The organism is Streptomyces sp. NPDC127108, assembly GCF_042677545.1.
Lineage (GTDB): Bacteria > Actinomycetota > Actinomycetes > Streptomycetales > Streptomycetaceae > Streptomyces.
The window spans coordinates 66033-83560 of record NZ_JBHXTE010000025.1 but is presented as its reverse complement, the minus strand read 5'-3'; the positions used below and the strand labels follow the sequence as shown (position 1 = coordinate 83560).

At 70.9% G+C, this 17528-nt stretch carries 17 protein-coding genes; 10 read left to right on the top strand and 7 right to left on the bottom strand.

Annotated features, from left to right (window positions below; genetic code table 11):
- Positions 1 to 129 precede the first annotated feature (129 nt).
- From ACFVHO_RS22160 to ACFVHO_RS22150, 3 genes are all read right to left on the bottom strand, one after another.
- Entirely contained in the window at positions 130 to 1227 is a 1098-nt protein-coding gene (locus ACFVHO_RS22160) for an NADH:flavin oxidoreductase/NADH oxidase (protein ID WP_385717127.1), read from the bottom strand.
- Positions 1228 to 1299: 72 nt separating this feature from the next.
- Entirely contained in the window at positions 1300 to 2286 is a 987-nt protein-coding gene (gene galE / locus ACFVHO_RS22155; protein WP_385717125.1) for a UDP-glucose 4-epimerase GalE, read from the bottom strand.
- A gap of 26 nt (positions 2287 to 2312) precedes the next feature.
- Complete coding sequence (locus ACFVHO_RS22150) at positions 2313 to 2780, bottom strand: methylglyoxal synthase (RefSeq protein WP_385717122.1); 468 nt, start codon at positions 2778 to 2780, stop codon at positions 2313 to 2315.
- A gap of 207 nt (positions 2781 to 2987) precedes the next feature.
- Between ACFVHO_RS22150 and ACFVHO_RS22145 the strand changes: the two genes are divergently transcribed.
- Entirely contained in the window at positions 2988 to 3872 is an 885-nt protein-coding gene (locus ACFVHO_RS22145; RefSeq protein ID WP_385717119.1) for a helix-turn-helix transcriptional regulator, read from the top strand.
- A gap of 43 nt (positions 3873 to 3915) precedes the next feature.
- Here ACFVHO_RS22145 and ACFVHO_RS22140 read toward each other — a convergent pair whose 3' ends face one another.
- Positions 3916 to 4422 carry an ATP-binding protein gene (locus ACFVHO_RS22140; RefSeq protein WP_385717116.1) on the bottom strand — a complete coding sequence of 169 codons (507 nt, stop codon included), beginning with the start codon at positions 4420 to 4422 and terminating at the stop codon, positions 3916 to 3918.
- Between the two features lie 204 nt (positions 4423 to 4626).
- Between ACFVHO_RS22140 and ACFVHO_RS22135 the strand changes: the two genes are divergently transcribed.
- From ACFVHO_RS22135 to ACFVHO_RS22095, 9 genes are all read left to right on the top strand, one after another.
- Positions 4627 to 5514, top strand: a complete 888-nt coding sequence (locus tag ACFVHO_RS22135) for a hypothetical protein (protein WP_385717114.1) — start codon at positions 4627 to 4629, stop codon at positions 5512 to 5514.
- Positions 5515 to 5699: 185 nt separating this feature from the next.
- Positions 5700 to 6446 carry a YcnI family protein gene (locus ACFVHO_RS22130; RefSeq protein WP_385717111.1) on the top strand — a complete coding sequence of 249 codons (747 nt, stop codon included), beginning with the start codon at positions 5700 to 5702 and terminating at the stop codon, positions 6444 to 6446.
- Between the two features lie 72 nt (positions 6447 to 6518).
- Positions 6519 to 7214 (top strand): SCO family protein, encoded by a 696-nt coding sequence (locus ACFVHO_RS22125; RefSeq protein ID WP_385717107.1) that lies wholly within the window; start codon positions 6519 to 6521, stop codon positions 7212 to 7214.
- Positions 7211 to 7783: a copper chaperone PCu(A)C gene (locus ACFVHO_RS22120; RefSeq protein WP_385717105.1), complete on the top strand. Its 573-nt coding sequence runs from the start codon at positions 7211 to 7213 to the stop codon at positions 7781 to 7783. Before ACFVHO_RS22125 ends, ACFVHO_RS22120 begins: the two co-directional genes overlap by 4 nt.
- 16 nt (positions 7784 to 7799) lie before the next feature.
- Complete coding sequence (locus ACFVHO_RS22115) at positions 7800 to 9917, top strand: copper resistance CopC/CopD family protein (RefSeq protein ID WP_385717102.1); 2118 nt, start codon at positions 7800 to 7802, stop codon at positions 9915 to 9917.
- A 6-nt stretch (positions 9918 to 9923) separates the two neighbouring features.
- Complete coding sequence (gene efeB, locus ACFVHO_RS22110) at positions 9924 to 11192, top strand: iron uptake transporter deferrochelatase/peroxidase subunit (RefSeq protein ID WP_385717099.1); 1269 nt, start codon at positions 9924 to 9926, stop codon at positions 11190 to 11192.
- Between the two features lie 99 nt (positions 11193 to 11291).
- Positions 11292 to 12227, top strand: coding sequence for a prephenate dehydratase (gene pheA, locus ACFVHO_RS22105; RefSeq protein ID WP_385717096.1), 936 nt, complete (start codon positions 11292 to 11294; stop codon positions 12225 to 12227).
- Between the two features lie 680 nt (positions 12228 to 12907).
- Positions 12908 to 14197 (top strand): serine--tRNA ligase, encoded by a 1290-nt coding sequence (gene serS / locus ACFVHO_RS22100; RefSeq protein WP_385717093.1) that lies wholly within the window; start codon positions 12908 to 12910, stop codon positions 14195 to 14197.
- On the top strand, positions 14194 to 15024 hold the full coding sequence (locus ACFVHO_RS22095) for an HAD family hydrolase (RefSeq protein ID WP_385717090.1): 831 nt from the start codon (positions 14194 to 14196) through the stop codon (positions 15022 to 15024). Before serS ends, ACFVHO_RS22095 begins: the two co-directional genes overlap by 4 nt.
- A gap of 476 nt (positions 15025 to 15500) precedes the next feature.
- Here ACFVHO_RS22095 and ACFVHO_RS22090 read toward each other — a convergent pair whose 3' ends face one another.
- The 3 genes from ACFVHO_RS22090 to ACFVHO_RS22080 form a co-directional block, all read right to left on the bottom strand.
- On the bottom strand, positions 15501 to 15767 hold the full coding sequence (locus ACFVHO_RS22090) for a hypothetical protein (RefSeq protein WP_385717087.1): 267 nt from the start codon (positions 15765 to 15767) through the stop codon (positions 15501 to 15503).
- 115 nt (positions 15768 to 15882) lie between these two features.
- On the bottom strand, positions 15883 to 16605 hold the full coding sequence (locus ACFVHO_RS22085; RefSeq protein ID WP_385717084.1) for an ABC transporter permease subunit: 723 nt from the start codon (positions 16603 to 16605) through the stop codon (positions 15883 to 15885).
- Between the two features lie 11 nt (positions 16606 to 16616).
- Positions 16617 to 17528 carry an ABC transporter ATP-binding protein gene (locus tag ACFVHO_RS22080; RefSeq protein ID WP_385717081.1) on the bottom strand — a complete coding sequence of 304 codons (912 nt, stop codon included), beginning with the start codon at positions 17526 to 17528 and terminating at the stop codon, positions 16617 to 16619.

Sequence of the window (17528 nt, the reverse complement as noted above, 5' to 3'; positions counted from 1 at the left end):
CAGAAGGTCAGGTTCAGAAGGTCAGGGTCAGAGATCTGAGGCAGAGGTCTGAGGCAGAGGTCAGAGGCCGGGGTCTCAGGCCGGGTGAGGGGCGGGCGACGGACCCGCCCCTCACCACCGACGTACGCGTCACACGGCATAGCCGTACGACTCCGGCCACCGGGCCGCGTCCCCGAGCCGCCCCGCGGCCCGGTGCGCCCAGTGCGGATCGCGCAGCAGCTCCCGCCCGAGCAGCACCGCGTCGGCCTTGCCGGAGGCGAGGATCTCCTCGGCCTGCTCGGCCTCGGTGATCAGGCCGACGGCGCCGACGGGCATGTCCGTCTGGGCGCGGACGGCGGCCGCGTAGGGGACCTGGTAGCCGGGTCCCGTGGTGATCCGGGCGTCGTGGGCGATGCCGCCGGACGAGACGTCGAGCAGGTCGACGCCGTGGGCGAGGAGTTCCTTGGCGAGGCGCACGGTGTCGTCGCCGGTCCAGCCCTGACGGTTGTCCGCCGGGTTCTCCGCGGCCAGCCAGTCGGTGGCCGAGGTGCGGAAGAAGACGGGCAGTTCGTCCGGCCACACGGCGCGGACCGCGTCGACGACCTCGAGGGCGAAGCGCGCCCGGCGCTCGAAGCTGCCGCCGTAGGCGTCCGTGCGGTGGTTGCTGTGCGGCGAGAGGAAGGAGTTGATCAGGAAGCCGTGCGCGCCGTGCACCTCGACCACCTTGAAGCCCGCGTCCAGGGCCCGCCGGGCCGCGTCCGCGAAGTTCCCGATCAGGCGCTGGATGTCGTCGACGGACAGCTCGTGCGGGGTCGGGAAGTTCCCGTACGCGACGGCGCTGGGCGCCACCGTGTCCCAGCCGCCCTGCTCCGGGGCGACGGGCCCGCCGCCGAGCCACGGCGCGGAGGCCGAGCCCTTGCGGCCGGAGTGGGCGAGCTGGATGGCGGGCACCACGTCGTGCTCTTCGAGGAAACGGGTCACCCGGGTGAGGGCGCGTGCCTGCGTCTCGTTCCACAGGCCGAGGCAGCCCGGCGTGATGCGGCCCTCGGGGGCGACGGCGGTGGCTTCGAGGAGGATCAGGCCGAGGCCGCCGGCCGCGCGGGCGAACAGGTGGCCCAGGTGCCAGTCGTTGACCACACCGGCCTGCGGGCCGGTCGGTTCGGCCTGGTACTGGCACATCGGCGCCATCCAGGCGCGGTTGGGGATGGTCAGCTCACGGAGCTTCAGCGGGGAGAACAGCGTGCTCATGAAGGTTCCTGTCGTGCGTTCGACGAGAGTTCTCGGGGGGTTGTTGCGGCGTACGGAGCGGCGGCCGGGCGCTCACCCGGGCCGTCGTGCCTCGGGGTGGCGAAGGCACCAGCCCTCCCACGCGGACGTGATCATGTCGACGACGCCGTGCCGGGCGGTCCAGCCGAGCTCGCGCCCGATCGGCGCCGCGTCGGCGACGACCTTCGCCGGGTCGCCGGGCCTGCGCCCCACGACGACCGGGTCGACGGCGTGGCCGGTCACGTCCTGGATGACGGAGATCAGCTCGCGCACCGAGAGCCCCTCGCCGCGGCCGACGTTGAACGTGCGGGCGACGTCGTCGTGCGCGCGCAGGAAGCGGGTCGCCGCGAGGTGCGCGGAGGCGATGTCGGCGACGTGGATGTAGTCGCGTACGCAGGTGCCGTCCGGGGTCGCGTAGTCGTCGCCGAAGATCCGGGGCGCCGTGCCCGCGGTCAGCCGGTCGAAGACCATGGGCACCAGGTTGAGGATGCGCTCGTCGGCCAGCTCCGGCGACGCGGCGCCCGCGACGTTGAAGTACCGCAGGTTGATGAAGTCCACCTGCCCGGCCCGGTGCGCGGCCCGCGCCAGCCACTCGCCGATCAGCTTGGTCTCGCCGTACGGGCTGAGCGGGGCGCACGGGGTGTCCTCCGTGACCAGGTCGACGTCCGGCATGCCGTACACGGAGGCGCTGGAGGAGTACACCAGCTTCCGCACCCCGGCGTGCTCCATGGCGGACAGCAGGCCGCGAAAGCCCTCGACGTTCTGCCGGTAGTGCAGCAGCGGCAGCTCCACCGACTCCCCGACCTGGGTGCGCGCCACGAGGTTGACCACGCCCTCCACGGGGTGGTCGCGGAAGACGCGGGCGAGGAACTCGGCGTCGAGGACGCTGCCGACGAGGAGCGGCACGTCATCGGGCACGGCGGCCCGCGACCCCGTCGACAGATCGTCCACGACGACGATCCGCTCACCCGCGTCCCGCATCGCCTTGACCACGTGGCCGCCGATGAATCCGGCGCCACCGGCTATGAGCCAGTACGACATGGTGTCGTCCCCTCCAGGTTGTCGTGTCACGCGGCGCCGGCCTCGACGGGTGCCGGAGCCGCCATCCGCAGGCAGGCGTCGGTCAGCAGGACGTCGGCGGACGCGGGGTTCGAGGCGAGGGGGACGTCATGGACGACCGCGAGCCGGTGCAGGGCCCGGACGTCGCTCTCGTGGGGCTGCGTCCCCAGCGGGTCGGTGAAGAACACGAGGAGGGCGATGCGCTCCTCGACGATCATCGCGCCGATCTGCTGGTCACCGCCCAGCGGCCCGCTGGCCACCAGGTCGGCCCGCAGGCCGAGTCGGCGTCCGAGCAGCTCGCCGGTGGTCCGGGTGGCGACGAGGCGGCAGCCGCGCAGCGCCTCCTGGTGCCGGGCCGCCCAGTCGAGCAGCTCCGTCTTCTTCGCGTCGTGCGCCACGAGCGCCACCGTGTCGGGTGCGCCGACGCGCGTCGAAACGCTCTCGAAGTGACCGCGCGCGGCCGCCTTCCCACTCATAACCTCTGCCCCCGTATTCCATAAGCCACTGTTTGAATAAGTTACGGATTCAACAAAGCACGGCGGTGCCGCGGCCCAAGCATGCATGAACCCGACCGCCACTTTCAGTGCCGGTACCGCTAGTACCGCAAGCAATCGAACTCCCCCACAACAAGCACCTGTTATGATCTGCGGATGGCTCGGGGGGGCTTGTCGGCTCCTCGACCAATGAACGGGGAGCACGTCATTCTCAGTGAAAGCAAGAATTACCTCTGCGCGCACGCAGAAGACGCCGCAGAAGACGTCGGCGAAGGGGTCGACGAAGGCGAATCCATCGGGCGCCTCCTGCGCGCCTGGCGGGCCCGGGTCATTCGCCGCGACGCCGGACTCCTCGCGGTCCGCAATGCCACGACGGGACTCTCACAGGCCGAGGTGGCACGGCTCGTCGGAGTGAGCGAGGGCTGGTACCGCTCCCTCGAACGCGGCACCCGACGGGACTTCTCCGACTCCTTCCTCCTCCGCGTCATCGAAACGCTGCAGCTCAGCGAGGCGGAAGAGCTGACCCTGTTCCTCGGCGCGGTCGGCCGCAGACCACCGGCGGACCCCGCGAGACACCTCGCGGACCTCGACCCCGAGGTCCTCGACCTGCTTGAGCACCAGGCCCCGAACCCCGCCTACATCTCCGACAGCGCATGGAACGTGGTCGCGGCGAACTCCGCGATGGCCCAATGGTTTCCCTGGTCGGTCGCCCCCCGCGCGAATATCATGCGCTGGGCCCTGCTCGCGCCCGAGGCCCGCACCCAACTCGTCGACTGGGAAATGAAATTCGCCCGGATCTATCTGGCGATGCTGCGGCTCGCCAACAATCGCGACCCGGGAAATTCACCAGTTCGGTCACTGACTCGTGACATTCTCGGTGCGGACGCCGACTGCCGCCGCATATGGACCGAGGACCACAGTGTCGTGGAACACAGGTCAGGACATCGCTTCGCGCTTCGACTGCCCTTTCACGGCGATACGGAAATCGGCGTGATGAGCCATGTGTTCCGGCCCATGGAGTGCCCGGATTCCCGTTTCGTCATCATCACCCGGGACGATTCGGCCACGCGCTGACGAACGACTGCGTCCTGACGAACGACTACGCCCTGACGAACGACTACGCGCTGACGAGCGGCGCGTCCTCCCGCCACTTGAGCACCTTGTCGAAGCTGATCACCGCGCCACCGCGCCCGGGCTTGTTGCCGAAGTCCACATGGTCGGCGAGCTCGCGGATCAGATACAGGCCCCGGCCGCTCTCGGAGGTCTCCGCGGGCGTGACGGACTTGGGGGCACGGGACGGGCGGCGGGTGCGGCGACGGCCCCTGCGGCGGGCGGACATCCGGATGCGGCCCGGTGGGAAACCCGGCCCCGAGTCGGCGACCTCGATGCGGCAGGTCTCGCCGTCCAGATACGCCGTGACCCGGTACGCGCCGCCGCTCGCCCCTGGCGTCCCGGCCCCGCCGTGCTCCACCGCGTTCGCGCAGGCCTCCGTGAGAGCCAGCGACAGTTCGTACGAGACGTCGGGGTGCACCCCCGCGCTCTCCATCGTGCCCATCAGCAGGCGCCGGGCGAGCGGAACGCTCGCAGCTTCGCGCCGCAAATGGAGTGACCACCAGATGCTCATGCTCCAGCCTCCTGGCTGCGGCTCGACATACCGATACGTATTGCCGCGAGTAACCGCGGATAAGCGCCCACTTGACGTGATGCCGCCCATACGGCGGACGCGCCGGGCACCCCGCCCGGTGTAGCCGACCGCCCCCGAGAATCCGCCGCCGCCCGCGGACCTGCCGTAGGAGACGGGTAAGCCTGGTGCGATGATGGCCCGGCCATGACTGCCCCCCACCCGCGTCAGACACGCGCCGGATCCGATGTCCGGCTCCTGCGGGCCGCGACCTTCGCCGCGGTCTGCGTCGTGCTGTCCGCCGGGGGCCATGTGCTCGCGTCCTGTGCCGCCGTCCCCCTGTGGACGCTGATCGCCGCCTTCGTCGTGGTCCTCGCCGTCGCCGTGCCCCTCGCCGGGCGCGAGCGGTCGCTGCCGGGCATCGCGGGGGCACTCGCCGTCGGCCAGCTCGCGCTGCACGCGCTGTTCGGCCTCGGCCAACAGCACAGCATGGCGATGACCACGGCCGGGGCGGGCGGCGGCTCGGACGCCGCGTCGCTCGTCGAACGCGCGGCCCGCATCGCGTGCGGCGCGAGCGGGGCGACCATCACGCCCGTCCAGGCCCGGCAGATCCTGCGGAGCGCGGGCCTCGAACCGTCGGGCGGCGCCCACGGCGCGCACGCCCACGCCGGGGCCGAGGCGGCCGCGCAGGCGACGGGCACGATGCCCTCGACGGCGTCGATGCCCTCGATGGGCTCGATGGGCTCGTCGTCGATGGCCGCGCTGCTCCCCTCCCTGCCGATGCTGCTCGCCCACGTCCTCGCGGCCCTCGCCGCGGGCTGGCTCCTGCGCCGCGGCGACCTCGCGCTCGCCCGCCTCGTACGGCTCTCCGCCCAGGGGGCGTACGGAGTCGCCGAGGCAGCGCTCGTACGTTCCCTGCGTGCCGCCCTCGCGCTGGTACGAGTCCTGCGCGCCGGGCTCCTCGGCGCACCCCTGACGGGCCCGGCGTGCGCCCCGCACTCCCCGCCACCGCCGCGGCTTCGGGCCGTCGCGCTCGAGGACACGGTGATCCGGCGCGGCCCGCCCGCGACCGCCGCCCTCACGCTCGCCGCCTGACGCGGACCGCTCCTCCCGGCTCGATCGGAAGCGGTGCCGCGTGGCGCGCCCGCACGCATCAGCGCATGGCCGCACGGCCCCGCGCACCGCGTCCCCTTCCGAACACCACAGTGCGTACGGCCGTATTCACCGTTCACCACGGGCACGACCGCCGTGACCACCTGCCGAAACTGGAGCATTCCGCCATGAAGTCCCTGACCCGCGTCTCCGTCGTCGCCGGCACCGCCGCCTCCGCCGTCCTGCTGCTCTCCGCCGTCCCCGCCTTCGCGCACGTCAGCGTCAGCCCCGAGGGCGTCGCCGCCAAGGGCGGCTATGCGACCGTCAACTTCAAGGTCCCCAACGAGCGCGACGACGCCTCCACCACCAAGCTCGAAGTCACCTTCCCCGCCGACCAGCCGCTCGCGTCCGTGATGACGCAGCCCGTGCCCGGCTGGAAGGCCAAGGTCACCAAGACCAAGCTGAAGAAGCCGATCGAGATCCACGGCGAGAAGATCGACGAGGCCGTCTCCAAGGTCACCTGGACCGCCGACGGCAAGGGCATCGAGCCCGGCACCTTCCAGAAGTTCCCGCTGTCCCTCGGCCAGCTCCCCGAGGACGCCGACCAGATGGTGTTCAAGGCGCTGCAGACGTACAGCAACAAGGAAGTCGTCCGCTGGATCGAGCCGCAGCAGAAGGGCCAGGAGGAGCCCGACTTCCCCGCGCCCGCCCTCGCCCTGAGCGCCGCCTCCGAGGACCACCACGGCGGCGCCGCGTCCGACGACAAGGACGACGCCGACGACAAGGCCGAGGCGAAGTCCGAGGCCAAGGAGGAGAGCGCCTCCGACAGCGACAGCAGCGACACCACCGCCCGCACCCTCGGCATCGTCGGCATCGTCGTCGGCGCCGCGGGCGTGGCCTTCGGTGTGCTCGCCGGACGCCGCCGCAGCAGCTGAGCCACCCGCGGGACGCGCCGCCGGCCCCGGCCCCGGCGCGTCCCGGCCCCCTCACATCTGGGACATTTTCGTATGCGCAAGTTGAGCAAGCAGACCACGAAGACGCTGTCCGCCGCCGCTGTCCTGACCGCGGCCGCCCTCACCCTGAGCGCGTGCGGCGGGGGCGACGGCGACAGCAAGAAGCCGGTCGCGGACGTGTCGATGGAGTCCGGCAAGGACAAGGCCGCGACGGTCCTCGACCGGCCGTTCAAGAAGCCGGACCTGGTCCTCAAGGACACCCACGGCAAGAAGTACGACCTGCGCGCGCAGACCAAGGGCAAGCCGGTGCTCCTCTACTACGGCTACACCAACTGCCCCGACGTCTGCCCGCTGACGATGAGCAACATCGCCGTCGCCAAGAAGAGCCTGCTGCAGAAGAAGACCGTCACCAAGGCCGAGCTCGACAAGCTCCAGGTCGTCTTCGTCACCACCGACCCCGAGCGGGACACCTCGAAGGAACTCGGCAAGTGGCTCAAGGCCCAGGACCCCGAGTTCATCGGCCTGACCGGTGACTTCCCGACCATCCAGGGCAGCGCCCGCACCGTCGGCATCACCATCGAGCCGTCCAAGAAGCTCAAGAACAACAAGATCGAGTCGATGCACGGCACCCAGGTCATCGCCTTCTCGCCGAAGTCCGAAGCCGGCTACGTGGTCTACAACGGCAAGGACGCCACGGCCAAGGACTACGAGCAGGACCTCCCCAAGATCCTCAAGGGACAGAACCCGTGAACCACCGCACCACCCGTCGCAGCCGTCGTCTCGTCGCCAGTACAGCGGTCGCCCTGACCGCGGGCCTCGTCCTCGCGGGCTGCGGCGACTCCGACAAGGACAACAAGTCCAGCAAGTCCGGCAAGGACGCCCCGGCCGCCGCGAAGCCCGAACTGTCGGTCGACGGCGCCTACATCCCCGTACCGGCGATGGACGACATGGCCGGCGGCTTCTTCACCGTCACCAACAAGGGCGCGGCCGACAAGCTCGTCTCCGCGTCCAGCCCGCTCGCGGGCAGCGTCACCCTGCACGCCACCGTCGGCTCCACGATGAAGGAGCGGAAGTCCTTCACCGTGCCCGCGAACGGCACGCTCGACTTCTCCCGCGGCGGCAACCACATCATGCTCGAGAAGCTCAAGCACAAGCCGAAGCAGGGCGACAAGGTGGAAGTCACCCTCCGCTTCGAGAAGTCGAAGCCGATCACCGTCTCGATGCCGGTGAAGCCCGCCACGTACAACCCGAGCAACGACGCGAAGACCCACTCCACCACCGACAAGCACTCGTCGACCGACAAGCACTCGTCGCACTGAGGGGACTGAAGAGTTGATGCGGACCACCGCTCCCCGCCCGGGGCCGGCCGCCCTGACCGGCTACGGACGACTGCTGCTCGTCGCCGTCGCCCTGATCGGCGCCGTCCTCGGCTCCGTACTCGCCGCCGCGGCGCCCGCCGGCGCGCACGCCGCGCTCACCGGCAGCGACCCCAAGCAGGGAGCGGTGGTCGACAAGGCACCCGAGCAGGTGTCACTGACCTTCTCCGAGAAGGTCGCCATGTCCGACGGCTCGGTACGGGTCCTCGACCCCGCGGGCAAGCGCGCCGACACCGGCAAGACCAGCGACCTCGGCTCGCACTCCTACGGCGTGAAGCTGAAGCCCGGCCTGCCCGACGGCACCTTCACCGTCGCCTACCAGGTCGTCTCCGCCGACAGCCACCCCATCGCCGGGGCCTTCACCTTCTCCATCGGCGCGCCCTCCGCCACCAAGGTCTCGCTGCCCGACCAGGACGTCGGCGGCGGACTCGTCGGCACCCTCTACGACATCGCGCGCTACGTCGCCTACGCCGGGTTCACCGTCGTCGTCGGCGGCGCCGCCTTCGTCCTCGGCTGCTGGCAGCGCGGCGCGGGCGTCCGGCCGCTGCAGCGCCTCGTCGTCGGCGGCTGGCTCGCCCTCACCGGCGCCACCCTGGTGACCCTGCTGCTCCGGGCGCCCTATACCGGCTCCGGCAAGCTCGGCGACGCCTTCGACCTGGCGAAGCTCGGCGACGTACTGCAGACCAAGACCGGCGCCGCCCTCGTCTCCCGGCTGCTCCTCCTCGCGGCCGCCGCGCTGTTCGTCGCCGTCCTCTTCGGGGCGTACGAGCGGCGCGAGGACGCCAAGGAGAAGCGGGACCTCGCCTTCGGCCTGGCCATCGGCGGCAGCGTCGTCGCCATCGGCATCGCGGCCACCTGGGCGCTCGCCGAGCACGCGTCGACCGGCATCCAGGCCGGGATCGCGATGCCCGTCGACGTCCTGCACCTGCTCGCCGTGGCCGCCTGGCTCGGCGGGCTCGCGGCGCTGCTGCTTTGCCTGTACCGCGCCCCCGACATCGAAGCGGCGGCGGTGCGCCGCTTCTCGCGCGTCGCCTTCGTCAGCGTCGTGGCGCTCGCGGCGACCGGCCTCTACCAGTCGTGGCGCCAGGTCGGCTCGTGGACCGCGCTCGTCGAGACCGGGTACGGGCAATTGCTCCTTGTCAAGATCGGCCTCGTCGCCGTCCTCGTCGGCGTCGCCTCGGTGTCGCGGCGGTGGACCGGGCGGATCGCGGGGGAGGCCGGGGGGATGGCGCCCGAGGCCGCGGCCGCGACGGTGGTCGAACAGCGGGCGGGCACGGGCACGGTCACGGCTCCGGCCAAGACCTCGACCAAGAAGAAGAAGCCCGTCGCCGTGGCCCACAGCTCCAAGACGGGCGTCTCGGCGACCGTCGACACCGCCGACGGCAAGACGCCCGGCGGAAAGGGCGGCGGCAGCAAGGGCGGCAGCGACAAGGCCGACGCGGGCAAGGGCAACGGCGGCAAGGCGTCCGGCGCCAAGTCGTCCGATTCCAAGGCCCCCGGCCAGGACAAGCGTGCCGCCCAGCTCGCCCGGCAGCAGGCCGCCATGGACACCGCCCGCCAGAAGCGCGTCCGCGACGCCGACCCGCACCGCTCGGGCCTGCGCCGCTCGGTGTTCGCCGAGGCCGGGGTCGCCGTCGTCGTGCTCGCCGTCACCACGCTCCTGACCAGCACCGAACCGGGCCGCACCGAGGAGGAGGCCAAGAACGCCTCGGCCACGTCGGCGCAGCAGCCCGCGGGCCCGGTCAAGGTCACCTTCCCCTTCGACACCGGCGGCAAGGACGGCAAGGGTGCCGTCCGCATGGAGCTGACGCCGGGCCGTACCGGCAGCAACGACCTGCACGTCTACGCGACCCGCCCCAACGGCAGCGCCTTCGACCTCCCCGAGGTCAAGGTGTCCTTCACCCTCAAGGCGAAGGACGTCGGCCCGCTGCCCGTCGCCCCCGACCGCATCGCGACCGGACACTGGAGCGCGAGCGGAGTGCAGGTCCCGATGGCCGGCAAGTGGCAGGTCAAACTGACCGTGCGCACCTCCGACATCGACCAAGTGACCCTCGACAAGAACGTGCAGATCGGCTGACCCACCATGGCGGACCACACCATTTCGCGACGGCGCCTGCTCGGCACAGCGGGCGCCACCGGCCTCGCGCTCGGCGCGGCGGGCGGCGCCGCCGGGTACGCCGCGGCGTCCTCGGGCTCGTCCGACTCCGGCGGCGAGTCGCCGACGGCCCTGACGTCGCTCGGCACGGACGAGGTGATGTTTCACGGGAAACACCAGCCCGGGATCACCACGCCCGTGCAGTCCCGCGGCCACCTGATCGCCTTCGACCTGGCGCCGGGCGCCGGGCGCAAGGAGGCCGCGGCCCTGCTGCGCCGCTGGTCGGCCACCGCGAAGCGGCTGATGGCGGGCGAGCCGGTGGACGGCGCGGGCCCCGACACCGACGTCGCCCGGGACGCGGGCCCGGCCGCGCTCACCATCACCTTCGGCTTCGGCCACGGCTTCTTCCGCCGCACCGGACTGGAGAAGCAGCGCCCGTCCGCCCTCGACCCGCTGCCCGACTTCTCCTCCGACCGCCTCGACAAGTCCCGCAGCGGCGGCGACCTGTGGGTGCAGATCGGCGCGAACGACCCGCTCGTCGCCTTCCACGCGCTGCGCGCCCTGCAGCGGCAGGCCGGTGCGGCGGCGAAGGTGCGCTGGCAGATGAACGGCTTCAACCGCTCGCCCGGCGCCACCGCCCGCCCGATGACGGCCCGCAACCTGATGGGCCAGATCGACGGCACGAACAACCCGAAGCCGTCCGACGACGACTTCAACAAGCGGATCTTCGTGCCCGAGAAGCCGGACGGCACGGACCCCGCCTGGATGGCCGGGGGCTCCTACGCCGTCGTACGCCGCATCCGCATGCTCCTCGACGACTGGGAGAAGCTGGCCACCAAGGCCCAGGAGGAGGTCATCGGGCGCCGCAAGGCCGACGGGGCGCCGCTGACGGGCGGCACGGAGACCACCGAGATGAAGCTGGAGAAGACCGGCGCCGACGGCAAGCTCGTGGTCCCCCTCAACGCCCACGCCCGCATCACCCGGCCCGACCAGAACGGCGGCGCCGCGATGCTGCGGCGCCCCTTCTCGTACCACGACGGCTTCGACGCCAAGGGCGAACCGGACGCCGGACTGCTCTTCATCTGCTGGCAGGCGGACCCGCTGAAGGGCTTCGTGCCGGTGCAGCGCAAGCTCGACCGGGGGGACGCCCTTTCGGAGTTCATCCGGCACGAGGCGAGCGGTCTCTTCGCCGTGCCGGGCGGTGCGGGGGCTTCAGGAAGTGGTGAGTACGTGGGGCAGAGGTTGCTGGAGGGATAGCGGGTGACAGATCTCGTCATCCGCCGCCCCGAGTCTGTAATCGATCGAATGTTGGACGACAGCCAACCTTCGCCTCCCTCCGCGCATTAGGGTGAGCCCATGTCGGCGACGCGCTACACCTACCTCGGCCCTGAAGGCACCTTCACCGAAGCGGCCCTGCGCACCCTGCCGGAGGCGGCCACCCGGGAGCTCGTCCCGATGGTGTCCGTCCCGGCCACCCTGGACGCGGTGCGCGGCGGCGAGGCGGCGGCGGCGCTGGTGCCGATCGAGAACTCGGTGGAGGGCGGCGTCACGACGACCGTCGACGAGCTCGCCAAGGGCACCCCCCTGATGATCTACCGCGAGGTGGTCCTGCCGATCGCCTTCGCGCTCTTGGTCCGCCCCGGCACGAAGCTCAAGGACATCAAGACGGTCACCGGCCACCCGGTCGCCCAGCCGCAGGTGCGCAACTGGCTCGGCGAGCACCTGCCGGACGCGCTGTGGGAGTCGGCGGCGTCGAACGCGGACGGCGCCCGCCTGGTGCAGGAGGGCCGGTTCGACGCGGCGTTCGCGGGCGAGTTCGCCGCGGCGACGTACGGCCTCGAGGCGCTGGTCACCGAGATCCACGACGCGGCCAACGCGGAGACCCGGTTCGTCCTGGTCGGCCGCCCGGGACGGCCCGCCGCGCCCACCGGCGCGGACAAGACCTCCCTGGTCATCTGGCTCGGCGACGACCACCCGGGCGCGCTGCTCGAACTGCTCCAGGAGTTCGCGGTCCGCGGGGTCAACCTGATGCGGATCGAATCGCGCCCCACCGGCCAGGGCATCGGCAACTACTGCTTCAGCGTGGACGCCGAGGGCCACATCACCGACCGCCGGGTGGGCGAGGCGCTGATGGGCCTGAAGCGGATCTGCCCGAAGGTGCGCTTCCTCGGGTCGTATCCGCGCGCGGGTGTGGCCGTGGAGGATGTGCGGCCGCTGCGGGCCGGCACGTCCGACGAGGAATTCCTGGCGGCGTCGGACTGGCTGACGCAATGCCAGGACGGCCGCTTCTGAGCCACGCGATGCCGGGACGGCGGCGTCCGAGCGTTCGCCGCGCCTTCGCCTGACGTTTCCCGGTGCTTCGTCATGGCCTTCCGCCGGCCACGGTCATGGCTGAAAACGCAGTACTACCTGCAGATTTACGTTGTCCACAGAAGTTATCCACAGGTGCCCTTCTCGATCTGGGGACAAGTCGACAACGAAGTACGACATCGTCGACATAGCGATCCTCAGCCCCCAGTTGCGTCCACAGCCCCGCACATCACCCCTCGTCCATTCTTTTCCATTGACCAACTCTTTGGAGTTAACCATTTCCACTCGAAAGTTGGTCCAGAGGGGGTTTGGGGAAGGAATCCACCGACACGGAGGCGGCATTCGGAGCGGCCCGTTCCGGTGTCCACAGATCTTTCGCACAGCCTGTGGATAACTTTCCGGACGTCCCCATTCCTGTGGACAACCACCTCCCCAAGTCCCGTTTCCCACAAGGGGATCGAGTCAAGGCGGCGGCAGACATCTGCCCCGTTTCGGGGATTCGTGTCCGGTTTATTGACCCTCGGAACGCGCGGCGATCTCCGGCCACCGGTACGACACCCGCACGTCGCTCACGGGAATTCCCATTCCGGCAAAACGGTCATATCGCCCCTGAAGTGAATATCAAGTCGTGGGCGGGAACCGCGCGACGGTAGCCTTGAGGGGTGATTGACCTTCGCCTGCTCCGTGAGGACCCCGACCGTGTTCGCGCTTCTCAGCGCGCCCGTGGAGAGGACGTCGGCCTCGTCGACGCCCTGCTCTCCGCCGACGAGCGGCGCCGGTCGTCCGGGCTCAGCTTCGACGAGCTCCGCTCCGAGCAGAAGGCCCTCGGCAAGCTCATCCCGAAGGCCTCCGGCGACGAGAAGGCCGAGCTCCTGAAGAAGGCCGGCGAGCTGGCCGCCGCGGTGAAGGCCGCGAACGCCGCACAGGACGAGGCCGACGAGGAGACCAAGCGCCTCCTCCTCCAGCTCGGCAACCTCGTGCACACGGACGTGCCGGTGGGCGGCGAGGAGGACTTCGTCGTCCTGGAGACGCACGGCACGATCCGCGACTTCGCCGCCGAGGGCTTCGAGCCCAAGGACCACCTGGAGCTCGGCGAGGCGCTCGGCGCCATCGACGTCGAGCGCGGCGCGAAGGTCTCCGGATCCCGCTTCTACTACCTGACGGGCGTCGGCGCGCTCCTCGAGCTCGCGCTGGTCAACGCGGCCATCGCGCAGGCCACCGCGGCCGGTTTCACGCCGATGCTGACCCCCGCCCTGGTCCGCCCGCGCGCCATGGAGGGCACCGGCTTCCTCGGCCAGGCCGCCGAGAACGTGTACCACCTGGAGAAGGACGACTACTACCTGGTCGGCACCTCCGAGGTCCCGCTCGCGGCGTACCACATGGACGAGATCATCGACGCCGACAAGCTCCCGCTGCGGTACGCCGGGTTCTCGCCCTGCTTCCGCCGCGAGGCCGGGACGTACGGCAAGGACACCCGCGGCATCTTCCGGGTGCACCAGTTCGACAAGGTCGAGATGTTCTCGTACGTCGCGCCGGAGGACGCCGAGGCCGAGCACCAGCGGCTCCTGGACTGGGAGAAGCAGTGGCTGACAGGCCTCGACCTGCCCTTCCAGGTCATCGACGTCGCCTCCGCCGACCTGGGCGCATCGGCCTCGCGCAAGTTCGACTGCGAGGCCTGGATCCCCACCCAGGGGAAGTACCGCGAGCTGACGTCCGCGTCGAACTGCGACAGCTTCCAGGCCCGCCGCCTGTCCGTGCGCATGCGCGAGGAGCACGACGGCAAGAAGGCGGTCCAGCCGCTCTCGACACTGAACGGCACGCTGTGCGCGGTGCCCCGCACGATCGTGGCGCTCCTGGAGAACCACCAGCTGCCCGACGGTTCCGTGCGCGTCCCCGAGGTCCTGCGGCCGTATCTGGGGGGCCGGGAGATCCTGGAGCCCCTCGCCAAGTGAGCACCGCGCCCACGGGCGGCTCCGGCCCGTCCTTTCCGTACCCGCTCGTCGCGACCGACCTCGACGGGACGCTCCTGTCCCCCGACGACACGGTCTCGGCGCGCACCCGGGACGCGCTCACCGCGGCCACCGCGGCGGGCGCGGCCCACATCATCGTCACCGGCCGCTCCGTCGCCTGGACCCGGCACGTCCTGGACGACCTCGGCTACGAGGGCATCGCCGTGTGCGGCCAGGGCGCGCAGGTCTACCACGCGGGTGAGCACCGGCTGCTGACCTCCGTGACCCTGGACCGCCAGCTCGCGGGCCTGGCCCTCGCCAAGATCGAGGCGGAGGTCGGCCCGCTGGCGCTCGCCGCGAGCCGCGACGGCCTGGACGGCGAGGTCCTGGTCGGCCCCGGGTACGTGGTCCAGGAGGGCCCGCTCCCCGTCATCCCGTTCACCGACGTCGCGGAGCTGTGGTCGGCGCCGCTCAACAAGGTGTACGTCCAGCATCCCGGGCTGAGCGACGACGATCTCGCGGCCGTGGCGCGGCAGGCCGCGGGCGATCTGGTCGGCGTCACGATGGCGGGCGAGGGCATAGTGGAGCTCCTGCCGCTCGGCCTGACGAAGGCGACGGGCCTGTCCCTCGCGGCCCGACGCCTCGGCGTGAAGGCCAAGGACACGATCGCCTTCGGCGACATGCCCAACGACATCCCGATGTTCGCCTGGTCCGCCCACGGCGTAGCCATGGCCAACGCCCACGAGAACCTCAAGGCGGTGGCCAACGAGGTCACGTCCTCCAACGAGGAGGACGGCATCGCGGTGGTACTGGAGCGGTTGCTGCCGTGAGGCAGCCCCTTACGGCAGCCGCTGTCGCTGTGGGCAATCGTCCCGCAGGGCGGGACGGGTGGGCACAGCCACAGGCCGACGGTGCCATGACGTGAACGCGCACAAAGGGCCGGGCCCAGGGCACAGGAACAGCGTTCCCGTAACCCCAGGCCCGGCCCAGTGCAACGTTGGGTGGGCGGCCCGCGCAGCGAAATGTGCGCGCTCGAAGCGGCCGCCCCGGGCGATCCCCCGTGGCGCGGGCTCGGACGGAGTGCAGTGACTACTCCGGAGCCTGCCGCGGACCGCCCTGCCGGGAGCACGACGACGGGTGGTTGAACATCGTCGGCTCCTCTCCCAGAAGGTGAGCACCGGGGCGAGGCCCCGACGCGGTGACACCCACTACTCTGCCGACCGCGGCCACACCCCGCCACCGATTTTTCCCGCCGCAGAAGCGGCCACCCAGAGCTCTGCTCACGGCGTCGCTGCTTCCGGCGTCGCTACTTCCGGCGCCGCTTCTTGCGCCGCCGGCTGAAGAACCACCCGGCGGGCGGCTCGTCGGACCGCCAGGGCTGCGGCTCGGGCGCCCGGTCCCGCCACCGGGCGGAGAGCATCCGGGCCCGCGCCGACGGCTCGGCGGCCTCCGCGGACCGTACGAAGTCGTCGTCGAGGACCACGTCGTCCCACCGCTCGTCCCCGGCGCTCCCGGGCTCACCGGCCCCGCCGGTGTCCCCGGCCCCTTCGTCCCGTCCCTTGTCCGATGCCATCGCGGCACCTCCCGGATACAGCTGAAGCATCCCCCTCCCACCAGTGTCCGGGTGGGAGGGTGAAGACACCGTCAAGACTTCAAGCACCTGGCTTCGGACGCCTGACCTCCGGCTCCTACTCCTCGCCGGCCAGCGTCAGCGTCCGCAGCTTCTGCCCGGCGAACCACGTGGCCCCGGCCGTGACCACGATCAGCAGGATCACCGCGGCGGGCAGGCCCACGTCGGAGGTGACCAGGTCACCGCCGTCCGCGGCCTTGTGGGCGACGGCGAGGGACCACTGCTGGACGCTGAGCGTGCGCGCCCCGGAGACCAGGGATCCGAACAGCGCCTCCCACACCAGGGCGTACACGAGGCCGAAGACCACCGCGTGCCGGGTGACCGTACCGAGCAGCAGGAAGATCGCCGCGTACGCGATGGAGGAGACGAGGGCGGCGATCGTGTAGGCGACGGCGATCTGCTGGCCGTTGCCGTTGAGGATCATGCCCGCGACGAACGTCGGGAGCGCCGAGAACGCCATGGTGACGGCGATGGCGACGGTGAGCTTGGTGACGATGATCGTGGGCCGTTTGACCGGCTTGGACAGCAGGTAGAGCACGGAGCCGTCGTCGATCTCGGGGCCGATCGCGCCGGTGCCCGCGATGACGCCGATGATCGGCACCATCGTGGCGAGCGCGAACCCGCCGAGCAGGTCGGAGGCGACCTGGTCGTCGGCGCCGCTGAGGGCGCGTACCGCCACGGAGATGACGATGAGCAGCAGCGGCAGGGCGAACAGGATAAGGGCCCGGCGGCGGCCGAGGAGGGCCCGGTAGGTGAGCCGGGCGACAGTGGGGTCGTACACGGTGACTCCCTTCAGGCCGCGACGAGGTAGGAGAAGACCGACTCGAGCGACTCGTCCGAGGGCGAGACGGTCAGGAGCCGGATGTCGTGTTCGCGGGCGATGCGTGGCAACAGGGTGGTGAAGCGCCCGAAGTCGACGGCCTGGATGCGCAACGCGCCCTCGTCGAGGTCGACTTCGATGCCCGCGGTGGACGGGTCGGCGATCAGTGCGGCGGCGAGCGTGCGGTCGTCGCTGGAGCGCACCAGGTAGCGGTGCGGCCGGTCGGTCATCAGGCGGCGGATCTTGCGGAAGTCGCCGCTGGCCGCGTGGCGTCCGGCGACGATCACCTCGATGTGCGAGGCGAGCTGTTCGACCTCTTCGAGGATGTGCGAGGAGAACAGGACGGTGCGTCCGTCGTCGCCCATCTTGCGCAGCAGCTCCATGAGTTGCATGCGCTGACGGGGGTCCATGCCGTTGAAGGGCTCGTCGAGCAGCAGCACGGACGGCTCGTGGACGAGCGCGGAGGCCATCTTCACGCGCTGCCGCATGCCCTTGGAGTACGTGGAGATCTTGCGGTCCTGCGCGTACTCCATCTCGACCGTGGCGAGGGCGCGCTGGGCGGCCTTCTTGCCGAGGCCGTGCAACTCGGCGTTGGCGACGACGAATTCGCGGCCGGTGAGGAAGTCGTACATCCCCTCGCGCTCGGGGACGATGCCCAGGTGCTTGTAGATCTGTTCGTTGCGCCAGGTGGGGTGGCCGTCGAGGGTGACGCTGCCCGTGGAGGGGGCGAGGAAACCGCCCATCATGCTGATGAGGGTGGACTTCCCGGCGCCGTTGGGGCCGAGCAGGCCGGTGACTCCGGGGCTGATCGTCATGGTGATGTCGTTGACCGCCACCACGTTGCCGAACCAGCGGGAGACGTGATCGATGCTGAGGGACGACAT

What these genes read in the sequence shown, in the direction of transcription:
- pheA (WP_385717096.1), top strand. Translation starts at nt 11,292, where the DNA reads ATGTCGGCGACGCGCTACACCTACCTCGGCCCTGAAGGCACCTTCACC.
- ACFVHO_RS22080 (WP_385717081.1), bottom strand. Translation starts at nt 17,528, where the DNA reads ATGTCGTCCCTCAGCATCGATCACGTCTCCCGCTGGTTCGGCAACGTG.
- ACFVHO_RS22130 (WP_385717111.1), top strand. Translation starts at nt 5,700, where the DNA reads ATGAAGTCCCTGACCCGCGTCTCCGTCGTCGCCGGCACCGCCGCCTCC.
- ACFVHO_RS22115 (WP_385717102.1), top strand. Translation starts at nt 7,800, where the DNA reads ATGCGGACCACCGCTCCCCGCCCGGGGCCGGCCGCCCTGACCGGCTAC.
- ACFVHO_RS22160 (WP_385717127.1), bottom strand. Translation starts at nt 1,227, where the DNA reads ATGAGCACGCTGTTCTCCCCGCTGAAGCTCCGTGAGCTGACCATCCCC.
- ACFVHO_RS22090 (WP_385717087.1), bottom strand. Translation starts at nt 15,767, where the DNA reads ATGGCATCGGACAAGGGACGGGACGAAGGGGCCGGGGACACCGGCGGG.
- ACFVHO_RS22135 (WP_385717114.1), top strand. Translation starts at nt 4,627, where the DNA reads ATGACTGCCCCCCACCCGCGTCAGACACGCGCCGGATCCGATGTCCGG.
- ACFVHO_RS22140 (WP_385717116.1), bottom strand. Translation starts at nt 4,422, where the DNA reads ATGAGCATCTGGTGGTCACTCCATTTGCGGCGCGAAGCTGCGAGCGTT.
- efeB (WP_385717099.1), top strand. Translation starts at nt 9,924, where the DNA reads ATGGCGGACCACACCATTTCGCGACGGCGCCTGCTCGGCACAGCGGGC.
- ACFVHO_RS22145 (WP_385717119.1), top strand. Translation starts at nt 2,988, where the DNA reads ATGAACGGGGAGCACGTCATTCTCAGTGAAAGCAAGAATTACCTCTGC.
- ACFVHO_RS22125 (WP_385717107.1), top strand. Translation starts at nt 6,519, where the DNA reads ATGCGCAAGTTGAGCAAGCAGACCACGAAGACGCTGTCCGCCGCCGCT.
- galE (WP_385717125.1), bottom strand. Translation starts at nt 2,286, where the DNA reads ATGTCGTACTGGCTCATAGCCGGTGGCGCCGGATTCATCGGCGGCCAC.
- ACFVHO_RS22150 (WP_385717122.1), bottom strand. Translation starts at nt 2,780, where the DNA reads ATGAGTGGGAAGGCGGCCGCGCGCGGTCACTTCGAGAGCGTTTCGACG.